The organism is Vibrio sp. KUL80 (assembly GCF_059725495.1).
The window spans coordinates 2,407,750-2,426,830 of record NZ_AP045841.1; the positions used below are offsets into that span (position 1 = coordinate 2,407,750).

A 19,081-nucleotide genomic window follows, 5' to 3' on the forward strand; every position below is an offset into this window, starting at 1 on the left:
GAGATAAAGCGTAATCTCCATTACCATATCAGTTCCAAGATAGCCTTCCTATGAAGGCTATTTTTCTATATAGAGAACGATTATGAAAGCTTACCCTCTTGCCCTTGTACTGACTTTACTCGTTGGGTGTACCTCATCAAATGCGCCTCAGGAATCAGCGTCTCAACCCTCTTTTACCGAGGGCTCCTCAATAGAACAGAATACCCCTCTGAGGTCGTTTTACGACTATCAACTTTATACACCATCCGGCGAAGCGCTGAACCTCGATAGTCTGCCTTCAGAGCTTTTAGAAGCGGACGTTATTCTGGTTGGCGAGTGGCACACTCACAGTGGTATTCACCGTTTTCAAACTGACTTACTAAAAGCTCTGGTATTTGAAAACGACAGTCTTGCTCTCTCTATGGAGCAGTTCACCCGAGATAATCAAAACGTTGTCGACGAGTACTTAGCTTCCGAGATCGGCGAACAGACGCTGATTAAACAAGGTGGCGGTTGGCCAAACTACGAGAGTGATTATCGCTCGCTTGTAGAGCTCGCTAAACAAGCCGACCTACCTATTATTGCAAGTAATGCTCCTAAGCCCATCGTTCGCTGTATTGGCAGACAAGGCTTGGACTACCTCGACAAGCTTGACGGCGCACAACGAGCATATGTAGCGACAAAAATTGACACGTCGCCATCGCCTTACAAAGACAAGTTTATGGCCTCAATGCACCATGGCGACAAGGCACAAACAGAAAGACAGTACGCTGCACAACTCACTTGGGATGCCACAATGGCAGAGAGTATCGTTAATTACCTAAACCAACACAACAACAGCCAAGTACTCCATGTAGCGGGCAAGTTTCACATCGAACAGGGGCTAGGTACTGCCGCTCAGATCCAGTCGCTAAACCCTGAAATCAACGTCGTTGTCATCTCACCGGTAACCAGCGTGTTAGATGATTCAACCGATTATCAGCTCCATGTCCTTGAGCCACCAGTGCGTTTTGTAAAACAAGAAAACCGTATGAAGGCATATCAAGGATTACACAAACGCAACGACACACTAACGTGTGACTAAGCACAGTTTTGTGTTTTTAGATTAACAAGCCATTCAATTGGCTTGTTAATTGCTTAGCTAACTTTCATTAACCAGTTCTATGTCTCACACAGAGAAATTTTTATAAAGTTTTTGCCATCAATGACGACATAGTAATTGATAACGCTAATGGAGATAGCTATGCAAAGCGTCAATTCTAACCTGCCAACTCAGACTCAGTCGCTCGGTAATAAAGCGTTGACGTCTAACCTTGTAACTGCAGAAACAAGTGGCAACACTTTGCCGGTGAAACAAGGCGACAGTGTATCCATCTCTCCTCAGGCAAAGGCGCTTTTAGAGCAAGAAGCAAAAGCTGAACAAAAAACGGCATCGAATGAGAAAGCGAACGCGAAAGAAGAGGAAGGTATGGGTAAATCCGTCCAATCCTTTGCTCACGGAGCTTTAGGCATGGATCATCCCGATGACCTAAAAGAGCAAGAAGATACCTCATACTCACTTGGGCAATACGCTTCCGCTGCTGTTACCATCGGTGCATTGATCCTCGCACTCGCTTAACTATCCTTTGTCCTGACGACAAATAAAGCGATTTGAGCGATCACTTCGAGTCAAAAGATAATAACCTTTCTTTAACTCGAATGTGATCCTATGGACCGTTACTTTAAACTTATCGATAAGCCCACTTTTTTCGGTGCTATCGCATTACTGCTCGCTGTCATCATTCCGCTGATAGTCTTTCCTGAACAAGGCGCACACCTTATTGCGCAAGCCAAGCTTATTATGACGGATAAGTTTGGGTTCCTATATTTGGCACTTGGTCTCGCTGCTCTCTTCTTTATGGTATTCATCATTTTTAGCGACATCGGCCAAATCAAACTGGGAGACCCTGACGAAGCACCGGAGTTCAAAACCTCTTCTTGGGCTGCAATGTTATTTTGCGGCGGCATTGGGGCCAGCATACTGTACTGGGGCTGTATTGAGTGGGCATATTATTACCAATCGCCACCGTTTCAATTAGAACCAGGCAGTGAGGAAGCCATTCGCTGGGCTGCGACCTACGGCATTTTCCACTGGGGTCCTATCGCTTGGGCTATCTACCTTATTCCTGCATTGCCTATTGCCTACTTCTTTTATGTTCGCAAGCAGCCTGCACTTAAGGTTTCGAGTGCCCTTATCCCTGTGATTGGTGAGAAACACACGTTTGGCGCTGTGGGCAAGCTCATCGATGTACTGTTTATCTTCGGTCTTCTTGGTGGTGCAGCAACAACACTAGGTTTAGCAGCACCGCTAATCAGTGAAGGGTTGAGCGTTCTATTTGGCTTACCTCAAAACACTTACACTCAAATCGGTGTTCTCGCCGTATGTACAGCTATCTTTGCTTACTCGTCATTCGCAGGCATGGAAAAAGGCATCAAGATCCTCAGTAACATCAACTTCTGGGGCGCGATGCTATTACTTGCCATTGTCTTGCTGCTTGGTCCAACAATCTTCATTTTGGAGACAGGCTTAGATTCAATCGGTCGAATGATGTCGAACTTCTTTGTTATGGCGACATGGGCCGAACCATTTGGCGGCTACGGCAGCTTCGACGATAGTCACTTCCCACAAGATTGGACTATTTTCTATTGGGCATGGTGGCTCGTATTTGCACCAAGTATGGGGCTATTCGTTGCTCGCATCTCGCGTGGCAGAACCATCAAACAGATGGTCGCAGGTTCGCTGTTCTTTGGATCTAGCGGCTGCTTCCTATTCTTTATCATCTTAGGTAACTACGGCTTATCGCTACAGCTATCAGGGCAACTTGATATCGTCGGTATCCTAAATGAACATGGCGCGACAAAAGCCATCTTCTCGATGTTGTCAGAACTGCCATTCTCATGGTTCATCATTTTATTGTTTACCATGCTATGTATCATCTTTACTGCGACTACTTTCGACTCTATTTCTTACATCTTAGCGTCAGTAGTGCAAAAGGATGTTACCCAAGAGCCAATGCGCTGGAACCGTTTGTTCTGGGCGTTCACGCTCAGCTTTATGCCCGCTGTTCTTATGTTCTTAGGTGGACTAAGCACGCTGCAAACTGCTGCTATCGTTGGTGGTCTGCCATTACTTGGCATTGCCGTCATGCTGATGATCTCAGCAGTGAAAGCAACGACGCTCGATATCCGTCATCAAGAAGATTATGTTGAACCCACCATCAACATCGAAGATCTCCCTGAGTTCGACCCTTGGTCGCATGAAGGGGTAGCGCTAGCAAACTTTGAAAAGTGCCGCGACGTTGCTCAAATGGCAGCTGATGCGGAGAGAGAAGCTATGCAAGCCCTATTCAAGGTGAAAAAGCGCATTCGTGCGTATGCGTTAGAGCACTCTACAGACGAGAGCAAAGCGACTCCTGATCACCTACAACAAGAACTTGAAAGTGCATTGCAGGCACTTAGCGAAGCGCAAGACCAAAAAGAGCAATCTTCACTGGCCGCGCAAGAAGCTCGTTCTCGCTTTACCGAGATATGTGCCGAAGCCTAAGCACGGTTGTCTGATAACAAAAAAGCAGGTCTAGTCAGACCTGCTTTTTTAAACTTCTAGGGAAATTAACGCGAAGGATGGTTGATCATGTGGTCTTCCCAGTCCACCACATCTATCTCGTACACCACTTTGTTGCGAACACTCTCACCGGCAGCATGCATCGCTGACTTAGAGCCAGTAATTAGCGGATGCCACTCTGGGATGGGTTTTCCTTCCGAGAGCAAGCGATAAGAGCAAGTCTCTGGCAGCCAGTTGAACTCACTAATTTTGTCGCGAGTTAACTTAAGACACTCTTCACCAGATTGAAAACGATTTGGGTAGTCTTTGCATGAGCAGGTTTTGCTGTTTAGCCAGCTACAAGCAACGTTGGTGTAATACACTTCATCACTGTCTTCATCCATGAGTTTATGCAGGCAACATTTGCCGCAGCCATCACAGAGAGATTCCCATTGTGATTCGCTCATTTCTTCAAGTGGCGTGGTTTCCCAAAACGCATTGCTCATTCGTGTTACCCTTTTCTTAGTTGGAGGCGTTTTATACCTCTAGAGGCTAAAAACTGCAAGTACTGATGCATGATTCACATATGTACAATTCTAGCGCATCTGGTAAACTCGCCGCCTTCAAGATAGAGGGTGTAATGATGGATTGTCGTTTAGGTTGTGGGGCATGTTGTATCGCTCCGAGTATTTCTTCGCCTATACCAGGTATGCCAAATGGCAAACCAAGCGGGGTGCGTTGCATTCAGCTAGATGATCGAAATCTGTGTAAGTTGTTTGGAAAGCCAGAGCGCCCGAAAGTCTGTCACAACTTCAAAGCCTGCCCCGACGTTTGTGGCGATAATAACGCCAAAGCGTTGGAAAACATCCTCGAGCTAGAACGCCTAACCTAACCAGTAGGCCGACAAAGGGTTATATAAGTACTTACTAACTCGGTACAATTTCGTCTCAAACACTAGCGCTTCTGCTTATATGAACTATTGTCATGTAAACCACGTTGACAAATAAGGTGTCTGATATGAATAAATATTTGGCGGAGTTGTTTGGTACGTTTTGGCTTGTTTTAGGCGGCTGTGGGTCCGCTGTCTTAGCCGCAGCATTTCCCGATGTCGGCATCGGATTGCTCGGAGTATCCCTCGCATTTGGCTTAACCGTACTTACCATGGCCTTCGCCATTGGTCATATTTCTGGGTGTCACCTCAATCCCGCAGTCAGTATTGGTTTGTGGGCAGGTGGGCGATTTGACGCTAAAGAACTAGTTCCCTATATCATTGCTCAAGTGATCGGCGGCGTACTTGCCGGTGGCATCCTTTACGTTATCGCTTCTGGCCAGGCTGGATTTGACGCTGTTAGCTCGGGTTTTGCATCCAATGGCTATAGTGACCATTCTCCAGGTCAATATTCGTTAACCGCAGCTCTAGTGACAGAGATCGTAATGACAGCCATGTTCCTAATTGTCATTATGGGCTCAACAGATAAGCGCGCACCGGAAGGTTTTGCGCCTATTGCTATCGGTCTTTGTTTGACGCTTATCCACTTAATCAGTATTCCTGTCACTAATACATCTGTTAACCCTGCAAGAAGTACTGGCGTCGCACTGTACGTTGGCGACTGGGCAGTCGCTCAGTTATGGCTATTCTGGGTCGCGCCTATTATTGGTGCTGTTATCGGAGCTTGGATTTATAGATCTCTGATTGGTAGCAATAGCGAATAAGGTTTGTCGCTTAAGAGAACGATCAAAAAAGGCGCGATGTTATCGCGCCTCAGACTGCTGACAAAGGTCTAGCTTTCGAGCCAGACCTTTGATCTAATAGGAGTATCGAAATATGGATACTCCGATATGCTTCAAGAACCTTCTCCTCAGCAATACGAACTTGAAATGGTCACTATGGAACAGCTTGTTCCACAAAATCATCTCGTACGAAAAATTGATAATGCCATCGACTTTGAATTCATCAGAGACGAAGTGGCACATCTATACTGCAAAGATAACGGCCGCCCGCCCGTAGACCCTGTTCGTTTATTCAAAATCATTCTGCTTGGCTACCTATTCGGCATCAAAAGTGAGCGCCAACTGGTCAAAGAAATTGAAGTGAACGTCGCCTATCGTTGGTTCTTGCGAATGTCACTGACCGAAAAAGTTATCCATGCTTCGACGTTAAGCCAGAACCGAATTCGACGCTTCAATGGTACTGAAGTCTTTGAGCGCATCTTCAATAACATAGTGCTTCAAGCGATGGAGAAAGGCTTAGTCGCAGGACAGGAGCTCTTCACTGACAGTACACACCTTAAAGCCAATGCTAACAAGAACAAGCACATGAATCGTCTGCGCCCAGTTAGTGCAGGCGCTTATCTTGATATGCTGAATGAAGATGTGGCCGCAGACCGAGAAGCCGAAGGTAAAAATCCATTCAAGGAGACGCCACCAAAGACAGACGTCAAAAACACCAAAGTCAGCACCACCGACCCTGAAAGTGGCTTCATGACCCGGGACAATAAGCCTCAAGGCTTCTTCTATCTTGACCACCGAACCGTGGATGGCAAGCACGGTATAATCATAGACACATACGCAACACCGGGGAATGTGAATGACTCACAGCCCTATATCCGTCGTCTCGACCACACGCTAGAGCAGTTCAACCTCAACCCCATCGCAGTTGGTATCGATGCAGGTTACTTCACAGCGCCTGTTGCTGAATCACTCGAGCGCCGCAGTCTATTAGGTGTGTTCGGGTATCGCCGCCCATCAAGAACTAAGAACAAATTTAAGAAGAAAGACTTCAAATACCAAAAAAGAGACCGATACCTATCGCTGTCCAGAAGGGCAGGAGCTCGTCTATAAAACCACAACACGCGCAGGCTATCGCTCATACGCTTCCGACCCGAAGCAATGTGCGTTTTGCCCCGTTCGGGACGACTGCACCAAGAGTGAAAACATGCAGAAGGTCATAACGCGTCACCTCTACAGCGAGGCGGTGGAGCGAGCCAATCAAATGCGACTCTCTTGCTACGGAAAAAGACGTATCGGAGGCGAAGTGAAACGGTAGAACGAAGCTTCGCCGATGCAAAACAACACCATGGTCACCGTTACGCGCGCTACCGTGGTCTCGCAAAAGTGCAGATGCAATGTTGGTTAGCCGCTGCCGCTCAAAACATCAAGAAGATAGCGTTGGTGGTGAGCTATCTGCGAAAAAATGGGCTTAAATAGGGCAGAAATACGTCAAATACTGGCCTCTGTATGCCGGTTTAGGCTCAACTCACTTCAGAGCGCTATCTAACAAAAAATATCGCGATCGCGGCCTATGGCCGCTCAGAAAAAAGAACCCCGCTTGAAAAAGCGGGGTTCGTCAGCAATCTGAGGCGCGATGTTATCGCGCCTTTTAACTTATTTCGTTAGATAGCAAAGTCTGCTGTCGAAAGACCAACATCAGATTTTTTGACGCCCCATCAATGAATGCGACAAGGTCGTTCCATCTACTAACTCAAGCTCACCACCTACAGGAACACCGTGCGCGATACGGCTCGCTGACACCTGGTGCTCGTGGCAAAGCTCTGCAATATAGTGCGCCGTTGCTTCACCTTCAACGGTTGGGTTTGTCGCCAAGATAACCTCGCCGATATCGCCTTGTCTGAGTCTGTAATCGAGAACATCAAGACCAATATCGCTTGGGCCTATACCATCTAGTGGAGACAAGTGCCCCATTAAAACAAAGTAACGACCAGAAAATTGACCGGTTGCTTCCACTGCTGCGATATCCGCTGGACTTTCAACAACGCACAACTGACCGTTCTCTTTACGCTTGGGATTACTGCAAATGTGGCAGATTTCTTCTTCGGTAAACGTACGGCACTGTTGGCAGTGACCGATTTCAGTCATTGCGTTAGAAAGTGCATCCGCGAGCTGAAGGCCGCCTTTTCGGTCTCGCTGTAACAAATGAAAGGCCATGCGTTGTGCTGACTTAGGACCAACCCCAGGTAAGCATCGCAAGGCCTCCATCAAATGCTCCAGCATATGGCTAGTTCGCATTAATTATGTCTCTAATCTTCCAATTAGAAAGGCATTTTCATGCCTGGTGGAAGTTGCATACCACCAGTTACTGACGCCATTTTTTCCTTTTGAGTTTCCTCAACACGACGAGCTGCATCGTTGAACGCAGCTGCGATCAAATCTTCTAGCATCTCTTTGTCGTCTTCCATCAAGCTCTCATCGATCTCAACACGACGCGTGCTGTGGCTACCAGTGATAGTCACCTTAACAAGGCCAGCACCAGACTCGCCAGTTACTTCCATGTTCGCGATTTCTTCTTGAAGCTTTTGCATGCGATCTTGCATCTGCTGGGCTTGCTTCATCAGGTTGCCCATACCACCTTTACCAAACATAGGTTTCTCTCGGTTTATTCATAGTTCAATTGATAACATGGGGTCGCATTCATCGATTACAACCCCGCCCTTCCTTAAGCATACATCTAAGCCTAAGAAAGTGAGTGACTTATAAAGGTCTTATACTCTCTTCATCTAACTGCGCAGCAAAACGAGTTAGCATAAACTGTACGTTGGGATCCGTTTGTAGGCTTTGCGCCGCCTCTGTCAGTTTCATCTGGTACAGATTTTCTCGAAGCTCGAGTGGCGTAGTCCCTTGTTCAGACACCTCTATAGAAAGGTGACACTCTTCTCCTAGTAAGACATTTAAGCCAGCGAGTAGTTCGGACTGGTTTTTGTCAGAATTTAGGTGTGCATGAGTGGGTCTCAATCCTAATTGAATTGACGTGCCATCTTTCTGATAGACAGAGTTCAGAGCGAGCTGCTGAACCAACTTGCCAATATCGAGTTTCTCAATCATATCCGCCCAAGCATCTTGCGCGGCGGCTTCCGTCGTTAAACGCTGCGCCATTTCTGGCGTTTTCTCGTGCTCAAGCGCTTTTTTCAACGTGGACGGTTTAATCGTCGGCTTACTTTGTTGCTGTGCGACATTACTCGACGGACGCCATTGGTATGGCTCATTCGCGTTAGCTTGCTCTGTTTTGGTCTCCGCGACATCTGACACGCTGGTCGGGCTTGCAGCTCGACCTTGAGTACGCATAGCTACTCGCTCCAAGACTGAGCTTGGTTCAGATGACGCCTTAGGCTTTTTTCCTGGGTTCGTCCCCGAGGGTTGCGTATTTTGTCCTGCAGACTGCCTACGAGATCGCAACTGATGACGCAAACCGCCGGCCGCTCTAGCTGGCGCACTCTCTTGAGGCGCAGCGGGAGCCGTGGGTTGCGACGGTGCTGCTGCATTCACATCTGGTTGCATCTGTGGCTGAGGTGCTCGTTGCGGAGTTCCTTGCATTGGTGCCGGTGGCGGCATCTGCGAGGTATCAATATAAGGCTCTGGTCCGTCTTCATATTGCGGAATAGACCCTGCGTATTGAGGCGCGCTCTGCGTATGAGCTATTGGCTGCGTTGACATCGTCTGTGAAGGTGCGGTGTGCACTGGTGCTGTCGGTGCTGGCGCAGTTTGCGCCGCTGGAACCGTTTGAGGCTGACTCGGCGCTGCATTTATCTCACTAGCCGCTACTTGACTGACAGGTCTGAAAGCCAGCATCCTCAGTAACGTCATTTCTACAGCAACACGCTGGGAAGGCGAAAACGGTAAGTCTTGTCGTCCCTTCAGCGCAATCTGATAATAGAGTTGCACATCGGTAGCTTGCAGTGCTCCCGCAAGGTGTCGAATTTTATCACCATCGGCAACAGCGTTATCCACACTGGTTGGTAATGCTTGAGCCAATGCGATGCGATGTAACTGCGTCGCCAATTCAGACAGTAATACGTCCCAATCGACACCATTGTCTGCCAGGCTATTCAGTCTAGCCATCACTTTCTCTGCGTCACCCGTAGAAATAGCCTCGAGTAACTGCAATGCTTGAGCCGTGTCCAAAGTGCCCAGCATCTGACTAACGATATCCGTAGAAACATTACCGCTACCCAGTGCGATAGCTTGATCGGTCAGGCTCAGTGCATCACGCATGCTGCCATCAGCTGCATGCGCAAGCAACGCTAGGGCTCGACGTTCTTGAGAGACTTGCTCCTCAGTCAGAACATGCTCTAATTGCTGCCGAATATTGTCGACGGTGATCGGCTTGAGATGGAACTGAAGACAACGAGACAAAATCGTCATTGGAAGCTTTTGCGGGTCCGTAGTGGCAAGCAAAAACTTCACGTACTCTGGCGGCTCCTCTAACGTTTTCAACAACGCATTGAAGCTATGGCGCGATAGCATATGAACTTCGTCAATAAGGTAGACCTTAAAGCGAGAGCGAGCAGGTTTGTACTGGACGTTGTCCAGCAATTCTCTGGTATCTTCGACCTTAGTTCGCGACGCCGCATCGATCTCTAACAAATCAACACTGCGCCCCTCATCGATCTCTTTACACGTCGAGCATTGACCACACGGTGTCGCAGTGATCCCTGTTTCACAGTTCAGCCCTTTTGCAAACAATCGACCTATTGTCGTTTTGCCCACACCTCGAGTACCGCTAAATAGGTACGCATGGTGCAGTCTGTTTTGGTCAAGCGCATTCTCCAGTGCCGTTAGCACGTGAGCTTGCCCCACCACTTCCGAGAATTTCTTTGGTCGCCATTTTCTAGCTAGCGCGAGATAACTCATGAGGTGTCCTAATTAATGGCCTTCAAATTCACACAAGCTGTAGACTTCAATGCCTAGAGCTTCAAGGCGCTTATCGCCACCGATTTCCGGTAGGTTGATGACAAATGCAGCGTGCTGTACGTCACCACCAAGCTTGCGAATAAGTTTAGTCGTGGCTTCAATCGTACCACCAGTCGCTAGAAGGTCGTCGACCATCAGTACTTTATCGCCTTCTACGATAGCGTCTGTGTGGATCTCTAGAGTATCCGTGCCGTATTCAAGTTCATACGACTGTGCCACCGTTTCACGTGGCAGTTTACCTGGCTTACGCACAGGCACGAAACCCAGACCGAGCTCTAGCGCAAGCGGAGCGCCAAATAGGAAACCGCGCGCTTCAGTGCCCACAATCTTAGTGAAGCCTTGATCTTTGTATTTCTCTACCAGCAGCTCAATTGTCGCTTGGTATGCCGTAGCATCTTCCATCAGACTTGTTACATCGCGGAACAAAATACCTGGCTTTGGGTAGTCCTGAATGCTTTTGATGCTTGCTTTGATAAGGGAAATTTTGTCGATTGTCATAGTATTGATCTCTGGAAAGGTCTTTGAATGCCTGACGTTCAGAGTACGGGTCCAGCGTGTTTATACACCGTAGCAACTACGCCACTCGCTAGATACGTTCATTCTGTAGGTATAAATAAAACGCCCACATTATCGGTGGGCACACAACCCTCTAATGTTAGTGATTTTCGTGTTGATCAGCAACGGGCGGTTTCACAGGAATCCGCAAAAAGAAGGTAAAAATGACTAAGAACAGAGTGAACAGCATAACTTTTAACCAAACCCCATTCACTACGAAGATAGAGAGAGAAAAGCTGAGTACGATAAACACCGCACCTTTCTGTTTCACCGATTTTGTCACGCGCCTCTCTTGCTCCCAATCGGTAATAATCGGGCCCAATTTTGGATGAGTCTGTAGCCAGTGATGAAATGCTGGACTGCCGCGAAAAAAGCAGGCGCTCGCTAAAAGAAGGAATGGTGTTGTCGGTAATAAAGGAAGGACTATACCGACCACACCTAAAACTACTGAAATGATACCAACTGTGTTCCAAAGAAGTCGTTTTACAGTGGTGAGATTGTCTCTGGTCAAAAACCCGCGTATCCGTTCATTACTCTAATCCAAGTGAGAGTAGCGGGAAGCGTAGGGATAAGCAATGCTGCGATGAAACCTAAAAAGTAAAAAATATTGTATGGTTCTTTGAATTCTGAATCTGACATGACTTTGCTCTTGGGTATAGTTGTAATAAAAAGGGAGGCAATCGCCTCCCAATGCTGTAACATTTTCACTATATACCAATTACATTTCGTCAAAAACAGATGAAAAGTAGGGTTATTCGCAATCGTAATTTGATTTAGCCAAACTAAACTAAGCGAATGTCCCAACTGAAGCTACTCGTGCCAACCTGACTCAATGTCAGCTTGCCTGCGTCGTTAAGCGCCAAATCTTTGGTCATAAAATTACCCAAGCAGTTTTCGCCTAACTTTTTACCTCCAGCCACGTTGAAATGTGCCTGCCCGTTCTCCCATCGACAGTTCAAGCCCGCAGGAAGGATAGATAAAGATCCATCATTAAGGTCGATGCTGCCAAACAGCGCATTCACAGGCCCGGTTCCATTTGCACAGGTCATCCCTTTCTCGATATCACGAGCCAACCCTTTCAGATCAACGCTATTGTGTTGAAGTCGACGGACGTAATCATCAAACAAGGTTCTGACTAGCAAGGTACTCGCCACACCGCCATCTTCGGCAGAGTCGGCGTCGACGAGATAAAACGCCAGTTGACCACTCATTAACCAAGTGTAGTCGAATACCAAGGGTAAACTGTTCGCAGACTGGAGTAGCCGGTAACTACTACGCCATGCTCCGAGCGCAGAGTCTTTCTCTGGCAACAAGGCGGTTAACAACTCTCTCGCCGCGTTGGGGTTCTGTTGAAGATACTCCAAATGCCAGTGAAGCTCCTTTTCCTCATCCGAGCCGCCTGGTTCACCATCTTCAAGATGGAACCATCGACTAACAAAGTCAGATTGCTCACCCACGCTAGAGTTCTCTTCGAGCACCACATCGATAGCCTCGGCCAAATAACGGTAATCGCTAAGAGGCTTGGTGAGGAAGTCTTTTACGCCCATCCTCAATGCTTTCGCAACATCCCCCATGTCACCAGTAGCTGAAATGACGATGACGGGCAAAGACGGATATTCCACCCTTACCTCTTCAGTAAACTCCATACCAGTAAGCAGTGGCATGGCTAAATCACAGAGGACCAGATCAGGCTGAACCTCTCCTAACATCTTTAGTGCTTCTAGACCATCGCCGGCTTCAACGACCTGATGACCAATTGCTTCTAAGAACTTTCTGGTCACACTCCGGAAGATGGGGTCATCGTCCACGACCATAACCCTAGCACTATGCTGTTGCTCTATGGCAACGGCGACTTGACTGTCGGTTTTAGACATAAAAATACGCCTCACAAAAATCTATTGAGCGTTTAATTGTTATTATTTTTGGTTTACATCAAACGTCGTATCGTAAGGAAACGCTACAATGATGCAATTAATTGACTATTGAACTCAGCATACAATCCTCTCCTGAGTACTTTAACTGTAGGCAGAAATCCACTTTTATACAAATGCCCCCATTTGTGGCATTATCTTGTGTTCTAGGTTTTGTTATAAAGGCGCTCAAATCGCTGATTTCCCCGTACTTTAAAAACAAAAACGCGATTTGTCTTGTGAAGGTAAGTCTTGGATAAAGGGTTACTTTTTCAGGATTTGGGCTATATTAAAAACCAATAATTACAAATAGTTGAATATATGAAACTCGATGACTTAAATCTGTTCCGGCTTGTTGTAGAAAATGGGAGTTATACGGCAACTTCTCGTAAAACCATGATCCCAGTTGCAACAATTACTCGACGCATTCAAGCTCTTGAAGATTCACTGAACCTTCGTTTGCTGAATCGTCACGCGCGAAAGCTATCGCTCACCGAAGCAGGCGAACGTTTTTATAATGAATGCTCTCCCCTTCTTCAACGTCTGACATCGACAACAGAAGAAATCACGGACGAGTGTAAAGGCGCATCGGGTAAACTGAAGATTTCCTCCCCTTCAAATCTCACCAAGCGCATGATGATGCCAATGTTCAATGACTTTATGAGTCAATATCCTGACATCAGCCTCGATCTCACAATGAGTAATCACGCCGATCAGCTTGATCCAACAGAGTGGGATGTGATCTTCCGTGTTGGCCCTCAGCGCGACTCAAGCCTCATCGCTCGTAAGCTAAGCACTGTGAAAGATATCTTGGTCGCACACCCAGACTATCTCGCTAAACATGGCGAACCTAAACATGCGGAAGAGCTTTCTTCACATAGGCTCTTAAAAGGTGCGCCACTTATCAAATGGCAGCTAAAAAATGTCAGCGGTGAGTCGATCATTGAAAACTCTAAAGGGCGCTTCGAAGCAAATAGCTTGAACGTGGTTCGCCGCGCTTGTTCTGCAGGCCTAGGCATTACACTAATGCCTGACGTCATGTTGCAAGAACACATCGACAATGGCGATTTGGTACGCGTACTCCCTGAGTGGAGCGCAAACCCACGTGACATCTATATGCTCTACAACCATAAAGACCACCTACCAGAGAAAGTGCGCTTGTTTATCGACTTTGTTATCGACTACTCATTGCATTAATCGGCCAGCAAAACATCGGTCTCAACTTAACAAGCATAAAAAGACCCCCAATAATTGGTGTCCAACTATTGGGGGTCAGTTCATCGCTCTGGTTTTTTCTTAGAACTCTATCCGAGACGATTAGATACCTTCGTTGTGAAGCTCTAAGTTCGCCAGATCTTGTTGGATATCACGCTGCACTTTCGCATCGTCATTACGCAGAGAATCTAGATAGTCTAAGTATGACTGGTCGATATCACCTGTTACGTACTCACCGTTGAATACCGATGCTTCAAACAGCTTAACATCTGGGTTACCCAAGCCAACCGCTTCGATAAGGTCAGGGATAGTCTGGTAAATCAGTGCATCTGCGCCAATTTGCTTACAGATAGCATCGTTATCACGACCGTGGGCGATAAGCTCGTTCGCACTTGGCATATCAATGCCATAAACGTTCGGGAAGCGAACTTCTGGCGCAGCTGACACCATGTACACTTTGTTTGCACCGGAGTCACGAGCCATCTCGATGATCTGTTCTGATGTTGTACCACGAACGATAGAGTCATCAACAAGCAGTACATTCTTGCCTTTGAATTCTGAGCGAATCGCGTTTAGCTTGCGACGTACAGATTTCTTGCGCTGCTGCTGACCTGGCATGATAAAGGTACGGCCCACATAACGGTTTTTCACAAAACCTTGGCGGTATGGCTTATCAATAGCTTGTGCAATTTGCAGAGCAATGTCACAAGAAGTCTCAGGGATCGGAATAACGACATCGATATCAAGGTCTGCGAACTCATCCTTGATGCGCTCACCAAGCTTTTTGCCCATCTCAACGCGTGCGCTGTATACCGAGATCTTATCGATAAATGAATCTGGACGAGCAAAATAAACAAACTCGAAGATACATGGGTTCAGTGTCGGGTTGTCAGCACATTGACGCGTGAATAGCTCACCATCGAATGTTGCGTAAATCGCTTCACCTGGCGCAACGTCGCGAACGAAATCAAAGCCTACTGCATCAAGTGCAACCGACTCAGACGCTACCATGTACTCAGTTTTGCCTTCGAATTCGCGCTTACCAAGACAAAGAGGACGGATACCGTTTGGATCGCGGAACGCAATCATGCCATGACCGATGATCATCGCAGCGACCGCATAAGCACCTTTGATAGTGCGGTGCACATTCGTTACGGCACGGAACACATCGTCAGAGGTCACATTGCCTTTAACAGTATCAATTTCGTGTGCAAGTACGTTAAGAAGAACCTCAGAGTCAGAGGTAGTGTTAACGTGACGACGATCTTTCTCAAACAGCTTTTCACGAACTTCGTGAGCATTTGTTAGGTTACCGTTGTGTGCCAGGGTAATACCAAACGGAGAGTTTACGTAGAACGGCTGAGCTTCAGAGGCGCTAGAACTGCCTGCTGTCGGGTAACGAACATGTCCAATACCTACGTTACCTTGGAGGCGCTGCATATGCTTCGCTTCAAAAACGTCTTTTACTAGACCATTCGCCTTACGCAGACGAAAACGATTGCTTTCTATGGTAACAATACCAGCGGCATCTTGGCCACGATGCTGTAAAACGGTCAAAGCGTCATAGATAGACTGATTCACAGGCGTAGAGCCAACGATTCCAACAATACCACACATGTCCTAATCCTCGATTTGCGACATTAGCTGACGCCATTAGGCGCCAGACAGGAAACTAGAAGTTGCTTCGATATGTTCAAAAAACGGCTCGATGATTAACTTAAAGTGCGGAATCAATTGAGATGAATCCCACCACTCACTGTTATTCAGCGTGGTAAACGTGTCGACAAAGAAGAGCACTGCCGAAACAATCAGCACACCTCGAAGAGCACCGAACACGATTCCCAGTACCCTATCGGTACCAGAGAGTCCCGTTTTTTGTACTAACTGCCCCAACACATAATTAATGAGCGCTCCAACAATTAGAGTCGCAACAAACAGGGCAGCGATTGCGGCGCCATTTCGAAACATGTCATCTTCGATATTGGTAAAGTACACCGCTAGTTTAGCGTAGTACTGGCTAGCGATAAAAAAACGCGCCAAACCATATCACCAACGACATTGCCTCTTTGGCAAATCCGCGAACTAAACTGATTAAAGCTGAAAGCCCAATCACACCCAAAATGACAAAATCTAACCAATTCATGAATTCTTCATCTCAAGTTGGCGCGCATTTTAACAGAAAAATGCGCGACGCAAACGTTTTCTTATGGATTTAGTGGTTTAAATTTGAGCAATTGACCTCGAGAACCGGTAATTTCCTCCAATTCAATCAATTGCTTCTCCAATTTACTTTTTGAAACATCTGGACCGATGATGACGCGAGTAAATGTCGCTTCTTGTTTCACATGAGCTTGATAGCCACGCTTTTGCAGATCCTCTACTAATGCACGTGCATTATCGGCATTTTTTAGCGCCATCAGTTGAATAATCCAAGCACTGTCTGCGTAATCGTTGCGCTCTGGAACCTCTTGTACCGCAACGTCGACGATATCAGCTGGCGGACTTTGCTCCTCTACCACTTCTTCACCTACGGTTGCTTGTACTGGCGACTCCGGAAGGACAGAGATGTCCTCCTCTGGCTCCAGCACTTCAAAGCTCTCTACATCCGCATTGATCTCTGGCTTAAGAGGAATGCTGGCAAACTCTTCTTTGTAATGCAGTTTCTTACCATCAAGTAAGTCAGGCAGAATGATCACCCCTACAGCGACCAATACTATGGTCCCAACTAAACGGCTTTGGAATTTACTCGCCATCGTTTCTCCTAGATTAGTCTTCGTCCTAGCTTCTCGTACCGCCGCAATGCGCGAGAACCTCACCAACGGTATGGAACGACCCTACGACCAGAATCAAATCCTCTGGCTGAGCATCCGCTTTGGCTGCATCAAAGGCCGTAACTGGTGAATCGTATCGAGTTAGTGTCTCATTGGACTCTAGATGTGAGCACAACTCATCCGCAGAGGCGGCGCGAGGCCCACTTAAAGAAGCAGGATACCAGTGCTCTGTCAGAGGATTCAAAACTCGAATAGTCTCCTCGATATCTTTGTCGTGAAGCATACCAATAACCACTTTGAATCGAGTCTCAGGATAGAGTCGACCTAATTGTGCTACTAAATACTCTGCTGAGTGCGGGTTGTGCGCAACATCAAGAATTGTCGTCGGTGAGCCCGCTAACACCTGCATACGACCCGCCAAGCGTGCTTGTTTTAACCCATTAACAATATTGATATCTGTAATATCGAGGTTTGCGGCACCAAGCGCCATCAGCGCCGTATTGGCATTCATTAATGGTAAAACAGGGATTGGAAGGTCTTCTAGCGTGAACGTGCCATGATGCCATGTCCATGTCGAATCCGAGGTTTGCGCATAATCGAACTGAATACCCGTTTGGTAGAACTCAGCGCCTATATCATCAGCATGAGCAGGAACCGTTGCAGGTGGCTTAGGTTGTCCGCAAATCGCAGGCTTGCCAGAGCGGAAAATACCCGCCTTTTCAAAACCGATGACATTGATATCATCACCTAACCAATCTACGTGGTCCACGGCCAGACTGGTAATTACTGACACATCATGATCAACCACGTTGGTCGCATCAAGTCGGCCACCTAGTCCAACTTCGAGCAGAACCACATCAACGCTCTGCTCTTGAAACTGCTTCAGCGCGGCAAGTGTCGCATACTCAAAGAAGCTTAAACTCACATCACCACGAAGCTGTTCAATATAGGCGAATGCCTTGGCATGAGATTCGTCGGGAAGTTCGCTGCCATTGATACGAACGCGTTCGTTGTAGCGAATTAAGTGTGGTGAGCTGTAAACACCAACCGAGTAACCTGCATCGAGCAAGATGGCTTCCATCAAAGCACACGTTGATCCCTTGCCATTGGTGCCGGCAACGGTAATAACTTTAGGAGCAGGTTTGGTGAGTTGACCTTTTTGCGCCACGACTGACACACGGTCTAGGCCAAGATCTATGGCACTGGTATGAATACTGGTTAAGTAATCAAGCCACATCTGTAGTGAAGATGTGGCTTGAGGAATGGATTGTGAACTCATTTAGCCGTCAATATCTTAACGTTTGATAACTTAGTGAGTACTTTACCCTTTTTCGTCCGCTTCTGGTACTTCATATGATGGTTCTTCTGGAGAATCTTCTACAGAGACCACAAGAGGAGACGCTTGATTTGTCATTTTCGCTAGCAAGCTGCCCACACGCTGACGCATTTCACGGCGGTCTACAATCATGTCGATCGCACCATGCTCTAGCAGGAACTCACTGCGTTGGAAGCCTTCTGGCAGGTCTTCACGTACCGTCTGCTCGATAACACGACGGCCCGCAAAGCCGATAAGCGCTTTAGGCTCACCAATGTTGATATCACCTAACATCGCCAAACTTGCTGATACACCGCCCATTGTTGGGTCAGTCATGACAGAAACGAATGGCAGACCTTTTTGAGATAGACGCTCAAGTGCAGCGCTGGTTTTCGCCATCTGCATCAGAGACATCAATGCCTCTTGCATACGTGCGCCGCCACTTGCAGAGAAGCAGACCAGACCACAGTTGTTTTCCATAGCCGCTTCTACTGCACGTACAAAACGAGCACCCACAACAGAGCCCATAGAACCACCCATGAACGAGAACTCAAAGGCACAAGCGACCACTGGTTGACCTAACAACTCACCTTGCATAACCACAAGCGCATCTTTCTCACCACTGTTTTTCTGAGCAGCAGAAATACGCTCTTTGTAGCGCTTAGAGTCTTTGAACTTAAGTTTGTCTTGAGGCTCAAGTTCAGCAGCAAGTTCAACACGGTTACCTTCATCTAGGAAAGTCTCTAGACGACGGCGCGCTTTCATGCGCATGTGATGATTACATTTAGGGCAAACTTCTAGGTTACGCTCTAGTTCAGCGTGATATAGAACTTGCTCGCACGACGTACACTTAGTCCAGATACCTTCTGGGATTGACGCTTTGCGCGAGCTAACAATGTTATTACTTTTTTCTAAAATCTTTTCAAGCCAACTCATGGAAGACCTTATCTCTCGTTACCCCCGCCAAAATGGCGAAAGTGTTAAATTCTAATTAATGCCGTTGGATTAAACCATATTACAGACAAACTGTAGATAAAAAACTGGTTGTACC

17 protein-coding genes and 2 pseudogenes are annotated in these 19,081 nt (G+C 47.1%); 7 read left to right on the plus strand and 12 right to left on the minus strand.

What is annotated here, in order from left to right; translation table 11 throughout:
- Window positions 1-82: 82 nt before the first annotated feature.
- The 3 genes from AC6I8U_RS11075 (at window position 83) to AC6I8U_RS11085 (ending at window position 3,562) form a co-directional block, all read left to right on the plus strand.
- Window positions 83-1,063 carry a ChaN family lipoprotein gene (locus tag AC6I8U_RS11075; RefSeq protein ID WP_498016889.1) on the plus strand — a complete coding sequence of 327 codons (981 nt, stop codon included), beginning with the start codon at window positions 83-85 and terminating at the stop codon, window positions 1,061-1,063.
- 159 nt (window positions 1,064-1,222) lie between these two features.
- Window positions 1,223-1,597: a hypothetical protein gene (locus AC6I8U_RS11080; RefSeq protein WP_234494122.1), complete on the plus strand. Its 375-nt coding sequence runs from the start codon at window positions 1,223-1,225 to the stop codon at window positions 1,595-1,597.
- Window positions 1,598-1,687: 90 nt separating this feature from the next.
- A complete protein-coding gene (locus AC6I8U_RS11085; RefSeq protein ID WP_498016890.1) occupies window positions 1,688-3,562 on the plus strand; it encodes a BCCT family transporter in 1,875 nt (624 codons plus the stop codon).
- A gap of 65 nt (window positions 3,563-3,627) precedes the next feature.
- On the opposite strand, the gene AC6I8U_RS11090 is transcribed toward AC6I8U_RS11085, so the two are convergent.
- The gene (locus AC6I8U_RS11090; protein WP_498016891.1) at window positions 3,628-4,065 is read right to left on the minus strand and encodes a YcgN family cysteine cluster protein; all 438 of its coding nucleotides are present in this window, start codon (window positions 4,063-4,065) and stop codon (window positions 3,628-3,630) included.
- A gap of 137 nt (window positions 4,066-4,202) precedes the next feature.
- On the opposite strand from AC6I8U_RS11090, the gene AC6I8U_RS11095 reads away from it, so the two are divergent.
- The 3 genes and pseudogenes from AC6I8U_RS11095 (at window position 4,203) to AC6I8U_RS11105 (ending at window position 6,836) form a co-directional block, all read left to right on the plus strand.
- Window positions 4,203-4,451, plus strand: coding sequence for a YkgJ family cysteine cluster protein (locus AC6I8U_RS11095; RefSeq protein ID WP_042474554.1), 249 nt, complete (start codon window positions 4,203-4,205; stop codon window positions 4,449-4,451).
- A gap of 125 nt (window positions 4,452-4,576) precedes the next feature.
- The gene (gene aqpZ, locus AC6I8U_RS11100; RefSeq protein ID WP_498016892.1) at window positions 4,577-5,272 is read left to right on the plus strand and encodes an aquaporin Z; all 696 of its coding nucleotides are present in this window, start codon (window positions 4,577-4,579) and stop codon (window positions 5,270-5,272) included.
- A gap of 126 nt (window positions 5,273-5,398) precedes the next feature.
- Window positions 5,399-6,836, plus strand: a pseudogene (locus AC6I8U_RS11105) (IS1182 family transposase).
- A gap of 149 nt (window positions 6,837-6,985) precedes the next feature.
- Here AC6I8U_RS11105 and recR read toward each other — a convergent pair.
- The 6 genes from recR to AC6I8U_RS11135 form a co-directional block, all read right to left on the minus strand.
- A complete protein-coding gene (gene recR / locus AC6I8U_RS11110) occupies window positions 6,986-7,585 on the minus strand; it encodes a recombination mediator RecR (RefSeq protein WP_234494125.1) in 600 nt (199 codons plus the stop codon).
- Between the two features lie 23 nt (window positions 7,586-7,608).
- A complete protein-coding gene (locus tag AC6I8U_RS11115) occupies window positions 7,609-7,938 on the minus strand; it encodes a YbaB/EbfC family nucleoid-associated protein (protein ID WP_042474318.1) in 330 nt (109 codons plus the stop codon).
- Between the two features lie 109 nt (window positions 7,939-8,047).
- Window positions 8,048-10,204, minus strand: a complete 2,157-nt coding sequence (gene dnaX, locus AC6I8U_RS11120) for a DNA polymerase III subunit gamma/tau (RefSeq protein WP_498016893.1) — start codon at window positions 10,202-10,204, stop codon at window positions 8,048-8,050.
- Between the two features lie 12 nt (window positions 10,205-10,216).
- The gene (gene apt / locus AC6I8U_RS11125; protein WP_498016894.1) at window positions 10,217-10,762 is read right to left on the minus strand and encodes an adenine phosphoribosyltransferase; all 546 of its coding nucleotides are present in this window, start codon (window positions 10,760-10,762) and stop codon (window positions 10,217-10,219) included.
- Window positions 10,763-10,919: 157 nt separating this feature from the next.
- A complete protein-coding gene (locus AC6I8U_RS11130; protein ID WP_042474315.1) occupies window positions 10,920-11,330 on the minus strand; it encodes a YbaN family protein in 411 nt (136 codons plus the stop codon).
- Between the two features lie 271 nt (window positions 11,331-11,601).
- Window positions 11,602-12,693: a response regulator gene (locus AC6I8U_RS11135; RefSeq protein WP_498016895.1), complete on the minus strand. Its 1,092-nt coding sequence runs from the start codon at window positions 12,691-12,693 to the stop codon at window positions 11,602-11,604.
- A 357-nt stretch (window positions 12,694-13,050) separates the two neighbouring features.
- Between AC6I8U_RS11135 and AC6I8U_RS11140 the strand changes: the two genes are divergently transcribed.
- Window positions 13,051-13,926, plus strand: coding sequence for a LysR family transcriptional regulator (locus AC6I8U_RS11140; RefSeq protein WP_234494129.1), 876 nt, complete (start codon window positions 13,051-13,053; stop codon window positions 13,924-13,926).
- Window positions 13,927-14,046: 120 nt separating this feature from the next.
- Here AC6I8U_RS11140 and purF read toward each other — a convergent pair whose 3' ends face one another.
- The 5 genes and pseudogenes from purF to accD form a co-directional block, all read right to left on the minus strand.
- A complete protein-coding gene (gene purF / locus AC6I8U_RS11145; RefSeq protein ID WP_498016896.1) occupies window positions 14,047-15,561 on the minus strand; it encodes an amidophosphoribosyltransferase in 1,515 nt (504 codons plus the stop codon).
- Window positions 15,562-15,597: 36 nt separating this feature from the next.
- Window positions 15,598-16,087, minus strand: a pseudogene (locus tag AC6I8U_RS11150) (CvpA family protein).
- A 61-nt stretch (window positions 16,088-16,148) separates the two neighbouring features.
- Window positions 16,149-16,697 (minus strand): SPOR domain-containing protein, encoded by a 549-nt coding sequence (locus AC6I8U_RS11155; protein ID WP_234494131.1) that lies wholly within the window; start codon window positions 16,695-16,697, stop codon window positions 16,149-16,151.
- A 25-nt stretch (window positions 16,698-16,722) separates the two neighbouring features.
- Complete coding sequence (gene folC, locus AC6I8U_RS11160) at window positions 16,723-17,994, minus strand: bifunctional tetrahydrofolate synthase/dihydrofolate synthase (RefSeq protein WP_498016897.1); 1,272 nt, start codon at window positions 17,992-17,994, stop codon at window positions 16,723-16,725.
- Between the two features lie 42 nt (window positions 17,995-18,036).
- Window positions 18,037-18,966 carry an acetyl-CoA carboxylase, carboxyltransferase subunit beta gene (gene accD / locus AC6I8U_RS11165; RefSeq protein ID WP_042474304.1) on the minus strand — a complete coding sequence of 310 codons (930 nt, stop codon included), beginning with the start codon at window positions 18,964-18,966 and terminating at the stop codon, window positions 18,037-18,039.
- Window positions 18,967-19,081 lie beyond the last annotated feature (115 nt).

Bases quoted from the DNA above. Each gene is read 5' to 3' on its own strand.
- AC6I8U_RS11075 (WP_498016889.1), top strand. From the start codon at position 83: ATGAAAGCTTACCCTCTTGCCCTTGTACTGACTTTACTCGTTGGGTGT.
- AC6I8U_RS11080 (WP_234494122.1), top strand. From the start codon at position 1,223: ATGCAAAGCGTCAATTCTAACCTGCCAACTCAGACTCAGTCGCTCGGT.
- AC6I8U_RS11085 (WP_498016890.1), top strand. From the start codon at position 1,688: ATGGACCGTTACTTTAAACTTATCGATAAGCCCACTTTTTTCGGTGCT.
- AC6I8U_RS11090 (WP_498016891.1), bottom strand. From the start codon at position 4,065: ATGAGCAATGCGTTTTGGGAAACCACGCCACTTGAAGAAATGAGCGAA.
- AC6I8U_RS11095 (WP_042474554.1), top strand. From the start codon at position 4,203: ATGGATTGTCGTTTAGGTTGTGGGGCATGTTGTATCGCTCCGAGTATT.
- aqpZ (WP_498016892.1), top strand. From the start codon at position 4,577: ATGAATAAATATTTGGCGGAGTTGTTTGGTACGTTTTGGCTTGTTTTA.
- recR (WP_234494125.1), bottom strand. From the start codon at position 7,585: ATGCGAACTAGCCATATGCTGGAGCATTTGATGGAGGCCTTGCGATGC.
- AC6I8U_RS11115 (WP_042474318.1), bottom strand. From the start codon at position 7,938: ATGTTTGGTAAAGGTGGTATGGGCAACCTGATGAAGCAAGCCCAGCAG.
- dnaX (WP_498016893.1), bottom strand. From the start codon at position 10,204: ATGAGTTATCTCGCGCTAGCTAGAAAATGGCGACCAAAGAAATTCTCG.
- apt (WP_498016894.1), bottom strand. From the start codon at position 10,762: ATGACAATCGACAAAATTTCCCTTATCAAAGCAAGCATCAAAAGCATT.
- AC6I8U_RS11135 (WP_498016895.1), bottom strand. From the start codon at position 12,693: ATGTCTAAAACCGACAGTCAAGTCGCCGTTGCCATAGAGCAACAGCAT.
- AC6I8U_RS11140 (WP_234494129.1), top strand. From the start codon at position 13,051: ATGAAACTCGATGACTTAAATCTGTTCCGGCTTGTTGTAGAAAATGGG.
- purF (WP_498016896.1), bottom strand. From the start codon at position 15,561: ATGTGTGGTATTGTTGGAATCGTTGGCTCTACGCCTGTGAATCAGTCT.
- AC6I8U_RS11155 (WP_234494131.1), bottom strand. From the start codon at position 16,697: ATGGCGAGTAAATTCCAAAGCCGTTTAGTTGGGACCATAGTATTGGTC.
- folC (WP_498016897.1), bottom strand. From the start codon at position 17,994: ATGAGTTCACAATCCATTCCTCAAGCCACATCTTCACTACAGATGTGG.
- accD (WP_042474304.1), bottom strand. From the start codon at position 18,966: ATGAGTTGGCTTGAAAAGATTTTAGAAAAAAGTAATAACATTGTTAGC.